At 44.8% G+C, this 6,429-nt stretch carries 5 protein-coding genes and 1 rRNA gene; all 6 read left to right on the forward strand.

From position 1 onward, the window contains the following. Positions 1-7 precede the first annotated feature (7 nt). Positions 8-1,294 carry a homoserine dehydrogenase gene (locus tag AC5ELV_RS15910; protein WP_493430938.1) on the forward strand — a complete coding sequence of 429 codons (1,287 nt, stop codon included), beginning with the start codon at positions 8-10 and terminating at the stop codon, positions 1,292-1,294. A gap of 27 nt (positions 1,295-1,321) precedes the next feature. After that, a complete protein-coding gene (gene thrB, locus AC5ELV_RS15915) occupies positions 1,322-2,290 on the forward strand; it encodes a homoserine kinase (protein WP_493430939.1) in 969 nt (322 codons plus the stop codon). Further along, positions 2,287-3,186, forward strand: coding sequence for a prephenate dehydratase (gene pheA, locus AC5ELV_RS15920; protein ID WP_493430940.1), 900 nt, complete (start codon positions 2,287-2,289; stop codon positions 3,184-3,186). Before thrB ends, pheA begins: the two co-directional genes overlap by 4 nt. Positions 3,187-3,203: 17 nt before the next feature. Further along, a complete protein-coding gene (gene ilvE, locus AC5ELV_RS15925; RefSeq protein WP_493430941.1) occupies positions 3,204-4,088 on the forward strand; it encodes a branched-chain-amino-acid transaminase in 885 nt (294 codons plus the stop codon). Between the two features lie 159 nt (positions 4,089-4,247). Next, positions 4,248-5,858 (forward strand): LysM peptidoglycan-binding domain-containing protein, encoded by a 1,611-nt coding sequence (locus tag AC5ELV_RS15930; protein ID WP_493430942.1) that lies wholly within the window; start codon positions 4,248-4,250, stop codon positions 5,856-5,858. Positions 5,859-6,351: 493 nt separating this feature from the next. After that, positions 6,352-6,429: ribosomal RNA gene (locus AC5ELV_RS15935) — 16S ribosomal RNA — on the forward strand; the annotation flags it as partial.

Consider the following 6,429-nt stretch of genomic DNA (forward strand, 5'->3'; position numbering starts at 1 on the left):
GGAATGGATGAAACCGGTCAAAGTAGGATTGTTAGGTTTGGGGACGGTAGGAACGGGAGTCGTTCGAATCGTAGAAGGCAACCAGGAAGACTTGAGCAGACAAGTCGGTTCACCAATCATCATTGAAAAAATAGCTGTAAAAAACATAGAAAAATATCGTTCCATTGAAGTAGAGACGACCAAGCTTACTGAGGACCCATGGGAAGTTATTCGGGACCCTGAAATTGATGTAATTATCGAAGTTATGGGCGGCGTTGATCAGACGAAGGAGTACATTCTTGAAGCGCTGGAGCGGGGTAAACACATCGTAACGGCAAATAAGGACTTAATGGCTTTGCACGGTTCTGAAGTATTAGCAAAGGCGCAGGAAAAGCAGTGTGATATTTTTTATGAAGCGAGTGTAGCAGGTGGTATCCCGATCATTCGTACATTAATTGAAGGTTTCTCCTCCGACCGTATTACCCGCATTATGGGGATTGTGAATGGTACAACAAACTTTATCTTAACAAAAATGAGTCAGGAAGGGGCCTCGTACGAGGAAGTTCTCAAGGAAGCGCAGGAGCTTGGGTATGCTGAATCCGATCCGACCTCAGACGTGGAAGGACTGGATGCAGCCCGTAAAATGGCAATTCTCGGCACGCTGGGTTTCCGCTCTAATGTAGAGCTCAAGGATGTAAGTGTCAGCGGTATTTCAAAGGTAACCAGTGAAGATATTGCTTTTGCTAAAAAACTAGGATATGAAATGAAATTGCTCGGCATTGCAGAGCGCCAAGGTGATGAATTTACGATTAACGTTCAGCCGACCATGGTACGCAAGCAGCATCCATTGGCTTCGGTGAACGGGGTATTCAACGCGGTGTATGTGCATGGTGAAGCAGTGGGTGAAACCATGTTTTATGGTGCGGGTGCAGGTGAAATGCCGACGGCAACATCGGTTGTAGCCGATTTAGTAGCTGTAGTGAAAAATCTCAAACTTGGTGTCAATGGGCTTAAAGCCATCGTTCCTTACAACCCCAAAAAAATTAGTAACGACGAAGATGTGTATTTCAAAAACTTCGTGCTTCTGCATGTGGATGATAAAGCAGGGGTGTTGGCACGGATTACGCAAGTATTTGCCGAATTTGATGTCAGTCTGGCATCTGTTGTGCAGCAACCAAATGAGGTTAACCCCGATGCTGAAATTATTATCGTGACTCACTTAGCCAGTAAAGCAAGCATGAAAAAGGTTTTGGAGCATTTTGAAACTTTGGACGTCATCCGTCGCATCAAGAGCGTATATCGAGTAGAGGGATAGTCAATAAAAGCAGGAGGAATTGTCTGTATGACCGTTTTAAAAACAGCAAGAGTGCGTGTGCCTGCGAGTACGGCCAACTTGGGTCCCGGCTTTGATACATTGGGCATGGCATTGTCCTTATATGCATGGATTGAAATGAAAGAGGCCGAGCTGACGGCTTTTCATTTATACGGAGATGAAATGAATGGTGTTCCCCAAGATAAAACTAATCTGATTTTCAAGGTAGCACAAATGGTTTTCCGGGAAGCAGGTGTATCTGTTCCTGAGCTTGATATTTCGATGTACTCGGATATTCCACTTACCCGCGGTTTGGGCAGCAGCGCTTCTGCTATTGTGGGCGCCTTGGTCGCTGCCAATACGTTGATTGGCTCGCCTCTGCCGGATTCCAAGTTGTTCGACATGGCAAGTGCCATTGAAAAACATCCGGATAATGTTGGAGCTTCCCTGTTTGGTGGTATTATTACAGCAATGTGGGACGGCGAGCATGCTAGGCATTTACGGCTTGAACCGGATTCTAATCTGGAGGTTATGGTAGTTATTCCGGATTTTCAGTTGTCCACGTCGAAAGCCAGAGAGGTTCTACCCACACAAGTATCATTGAAGGATGCTGTATATAATATAAGTCATGTTTCCATGCTGGTAGCAGCATTGGCGTCGGGAAGAACCGATTTAATCGCTGAAGCGATGCGTGACCAGCTTCATCAGCCTTACCGTGCGGCGCTTGTGCCGGGTATGACAGAGATCCTGCAGGATGCGCACCATTATGGTGCTTTGGGTGTGGCTCTCAGTGGGGCTGGACCGACGCTGCTGGCATTGACGGATCAACGGGAGAATCGGAAAGTGGAGCTGGAGCAGTACTTAACGGATACCATGAACAAAGAGGGGATCACTGCTTCTGTTTTAAAATTGCGCCCTGAGAGTGAAGGAGTTAAAGTATATACAGAAGGGAATACACTCCCTTTTATGGATATGATTAAAGGGGAACTTATGATATGAAACGAATTGCACTTCTTCCTGAGGGGACCGTTTCTCATGAAGCGATTAAGTATTTATTAGGAGATACGCCCCATGAATTACTGTTTTACAAGCATATTGCAGACGTATTTCAGGCAGTAGACAAGGGACAGGCAGACTATAGTGTAATTCCCATTGAAAATACGATTGATGGTTCTGTAAGTTTGCATATGGATTGGCTTGTACATGAAGTAGACATTCAAATGCAGGCGGAATGGGTATATCCTTCAATTCAAAATCTTATTGGACATCGTAGTGAATTTACGAAGGATTTGGGCAAGCTGGATTTGAGCAAAGTGGTCAAAATTATGTCTCATCCTGTAGCGCTTCCCCAGTGTAAAGAATTCATACAGTCTTCTGCTCCTCAGGCCGAGCTGGAGAGTGCAGGAAGTACGGCAGAAGCCGTCGAAATTGTTAAACATAATCCCGGTAAAGGCTGGACCGCTCTCGGAACCAAGCTTGCGGCTGCCAGACATGGATTGGATATTTTGGCCAGCAAAGTGACGGATCACGATAACAACTTTACCCGCTTTGTCTTGATCGGCCATCAACCTATAAGTCTCCCGGGTACGCCTGAAGGTCAACGAACCAGTATTTTAGTCACGCCGCCGCAGGATTTCCCGGGAGCGCTGCATCAGGTTTTATCCGCATTTGCATGGCGCAGGTTAAATCTGTCCCGTATTGAATCGCGTCCGACCAAAAAGCAATTGGGGAATTATTATTTTTACATTGAAGTTTTGGAATCTCTGCATTCCGTTCTGCTTCCGGCAGCCTTTGCAGAGATCGAGGCTTTGGGATGCCATGTACGTATTCTTGGCTCTTATCCAAGCTACAAGTATGTTGAAGCAGCGATCGAACCTATTTTAAAGGAACATTAATCGGAGGTGTGGTTTTAATGGCAGAACAATGGATCTATCTGGATGGGCAGCATGTGACTAAGGAAAACGCAAAGGTTTCCGTATATGATCATGGATTCTTGTACGGAGACGGTATATTTGAGGGCATTCGTATTTATAACGGGAATATTTTTAAATGTAAGGAGCACTTGGAGCGTCTGTATGATTCTGCGAAATCCATTCAATTAAACATTCCGTTGTCTCCTGATGAAATGTTGGAAGCAATGGCTGAAACGATTCGTCTTAACGACATGCGTAACGGATATATCCGTCTGATTGTATCCCGAGGTGCAGGAAATTTAGGTTTAGACCCTCTTCGTTGTGCGAAGGCGAGTGTCATCATTATCGTGGAGCAGCTCGCCATTTACCCTGAAGAAGCTTACTTGACTGGCCTGAAGACAATTTCTGTCTCTCAGCGTCGCAACATCCCAGATGCTTTGAATCCGAAGATTAAATCATTGAACTATCTCAACAATATCCTTGTAAAGATCCAGTCTAACTATGCTGGTGTAGGCGAGGCTATTATGCTCAATTCCCAAGGGTATGTGACGGAAGGCTCTGCGGACAACATTTTCATTGTCAAAAACGGAGTGTTGTATACACCTCCTTGCTATTTGGGAGCGCTTGAAGGGATTACTCGTAATGCTATTATCGATTTGTGTGCTAAGCTTGGATACTCCCTTAAGGAACAACCTTTTACACTGCATGATGTATATGTTGCGGACGAGGTGTTTTTTACAGGAACTGCGGCAGAAGTTATTGCAGCTTATGAAGTGGATGGTCGTACAATCGGCTCCGGCGTTGCTGGCCCAGTGACTTTGGAGCTCCTGGCTGAGTTCCGGAAGATTGTGGATCAAGATGGCTACAAAGTGTGGCAGGACTAAAATAAAACCGAATCCTTTTAACTGAATGCTCGCGTGAGTATTCGGTTAAGAGGATTTTTTTGTTTGTATGGGGTCATTCGCCCGGGAAGTGCATAGGATGTAATAACAGAAGCCGGGCGTTTATCCCGCCCGAACGAAAGTCTAGGAGGTTTGTGACCTGTGAAAATACACATCGTCAAAAAAGGCGACACTCTGTACTTGCTGGCACAGAAGTATAATGTGACGCTGGAAAAAGTTATTGCCGCCAATCCCCAATTGGCAGACCCTAATCAGTTGAGCGTCGGCGAGAAAATTAAAATTCCGACAGAGCCTGTTACGATGGAAACACAGCCGTCAACGGTATATCAACACAAGGTTAAGCAAGGAGATTCGTTGTGGAAGTTGTCCAAGGCGTGGAATGTACCGCTTAAGCTAATTATTGATGCCAATTCCCAGCTTAAAAACCCGAATGCACTTTTGGTTGGAGAAACAGTTAATATTCCACACTACAAAGAAGAAACGTCTGATTTTACTGAGAATAAAAAAAATACCGCAGTCAAAGAAGAGATGACGCAACCTAAACCTGAATCCCCAACCAAGCAAGAACTTACCCAGCCCAAGACGGAGTTGACACAGCCTAAGCCGGAGAATATGCCTAGCCCTAAAGAAGAGATGACACAGCCGAAAGAAGCAGTGAATCCTCCTAAGCTTCCTGAATTAAAACTGCCTGAAGTTCCTACGGTACCCGTAAATCCCGCTCCACCTCAAATGCAGCCCATAGTTACGCCACCTGCTCCACCTCAAATGCAACCTATAGTTACCCAACCGATTGCATCTAAGCCACAGCTTCCTACAACTGTTGTGAAGCAACCTGTAGCTGAAAAGTTTTGCGGCTGCACAAAATCGGAGCCGATGGTAAATTCCGAGTGGCCAATACAACAGCCGACATTTGATTATAGCCCACACATAAATGCAATGCCGAACTCGTGGTATCCGGGGATTGGGTCTCCTCAAACTTTGGGGAATGCGCCTATAAATACCTCCTTAGCAGAACATGCCTCTCCTACTGTGGTTTCTGAGCAGGGCTATCATCATGACTGTGAGCATCCATGGTGCTGGGGGCCTGTGCAGACATCACCCATAAATGCCCATCCAACACCTTATCCTGCTTATTCAGATTGCTGCCCCCCCGGATATTATCCGAGTCATGAGGCGTCTGAAAATGCATCCTACCCTGTTTATCCTCCATTTATCCATCAAGGGCATCCACAGCAGTATCCAGAGAGTACAGTCCAGGGCAGTCAATGGAGCCAGGCATGGGGAGGACCTCAATATGGTTTGCCTGCCGGTGGGCACATGTCCGACTATAGCCAGCTACAAGGACAACAATCTGCGAATTCCCCTTATCATCCGTTTGCGCATGGGAATGCACCTGTGTATCCATTAGAGGGATATACAACACCCTATATGTTTATGCCAGACTGTGGATGCCGGGAAGAGAATGTCCAGTCAGTACCAGCAATTCCAGGAACGCAGGAGATAGGTGAAAATCTGACTATTGCATCCCAAAATGAAGTTGTTTCTTCTTCTAAACCAAAGGATCGTAGCGTGCGTAAAGGTAAATCAAGAGACGACTCTGGCAGTACATCCAAAGAAGAGACGTCCAAAGCCAAGGTTTCCAGTAAAAATGCTACTAATAAGAAGCAAAAATCCCGTAATTCAACTGGAGGAGAACCTCGTTCCTCATCCTATAGTGCTCGTTCGCGTAAAAATCCATGGATTAAGGACTGAGATGGGTAAATGTAAAAGGATAAGGACCGCCTAGTAGTGCCCCGCCTTTATTAGTCATTAAGAGAAAGAATTGAATGTTAAAGAGACTGTTATTCTGCTTGTAGGGAATAATGGTCTCTTTATTTAAATGCACAGATTTTAAAGATGAGAAAAGAATTAAAAAAAGGTGTTGCTATTTAGTGTATTTATGTGGTATATTCTTATAGCTGTCTTTTACAAGATAGCTAGCAACACGAAAACAAGGCAGAATTGATTAAAAAATTCTCTTGAAAAAAAAGTGTTGCAAAGACGTAGAAAACATGATATATTATTTAAGTCGCCGCTGAGATGCGGTGCTGAAGCAAAGTGAGACATTATGCAGGTTTGATCTTTGAAAACTGAACAACGAGTGAGTAAAATGATTTTGTTCGCAAAATCAAACAAGAGATATTTTTATCTCGTCAGTTTCAAAATGAGCTTATCGCTCTTTCTATAAACCAATTTCGGTTGGTCTTTAATGGAGAGTTTGATCCTGGCTCAGGACGAACGCTGGCGGCGTGCCTAATACATGCAAGTCGAGCGGAGTTGTTTA

It is taken from the genome of Paenibacillus sp. NMA1017 (assembly GCF_058895805.1).

Bases quoted from the DNA above. Each gene is read 5' to 3' on its own strand.
- thrB (WP_493430939.1), top strand. From the start codon at position 1,322: ATGACCGTTTTAAAAACAGCAAGAGTGCGTGTGCCTGCGAGTACGGCC.
- pheA (WP_493430940.1), top strand. From the start codon at position 2,287: ATGAAACGAATTGCACTTCTTCCTGAGGGGACCGTTTCTCATGAAGCG.
- AC5ELV_RS15910 (WP_493430938.1), top strand. From the start codon at position 8: ATGAAACCGGTCAAAGTAGGATTGTTAGGTTTGGGGACGGTAGGAACG.
- ilvE (WP_493430941.1), top strand. From the start codon at position 3,204: ATGGCAGAACAATGGATCTATCTGGATGGGCAGCATGTGACTAAGGAA.